Source organism: Neisseria sp. P0021.S006 (assembly GCF_051956895.1).
The window spans coordinates 1-519 of sequence record NZ_JBQCWZ010001038.1; the positions used below are offsets into that span (position 1 = coordinate 1).

At 49.7% G+C, this 519-nt stretch carries 1 protein-coding gene; it reads right to left on the bottom strand.

The annotated features are described in order from the left end of the window. Nucleotides 1-519, bottom strand: a 519-nt coding sequence (locus tag ACTHUM_RS18590) for an AsmA family protein (protein WP_440403766.1), incomplete at both ends; no start/stop codon positions are given.

Consider the following 519-nt stretch of genomic DNA (forward strand, 5'->3'; position numbering starts at 1 on the left):
CCATTGGTCAAGCGGCTGTAATCAAGGGTAATGGAAGGGTTTTGTACGGTTCCGCCGATTTTGAGGGGAATCGGTTTGTTTTTAGGCTGCAGTACGTTGCTGATAAGCAGGTTTTCGGACAGCTTTTGGGTATTCAAATCGGTATAGCCGCTGCTGACAACGTGCAGGCTGTCGGAAAACAGTTCGGTGTTGATATGATGGCTGATGCCTTTCTCGATTTCGCTATTGAGGGTGAAATGATGGAAAGGAGTTTTGAGGTTGCTGTTGTCGATTTTTTCCGAAGAGATGCCGTTTTTCAGAATGCTGTCCATATCAATGCCGTGCCATGCGCCGTTGGTAATATCGAGGAGCAGGCTGCCGTTTAGGGCTTGTATCATTTGGGCGCGGTCGTTGCCGGTGGTTTTAATGTCGATAACGGCGTCGCCGCTGCCGCTGAAGCTGTGGAAACCGAACAGGTCTTGCAGCAGCGGCTGAATTTGTATGCCTTTTGCGTTTTGCTGAAGGTGGTAGGAAGCAGGT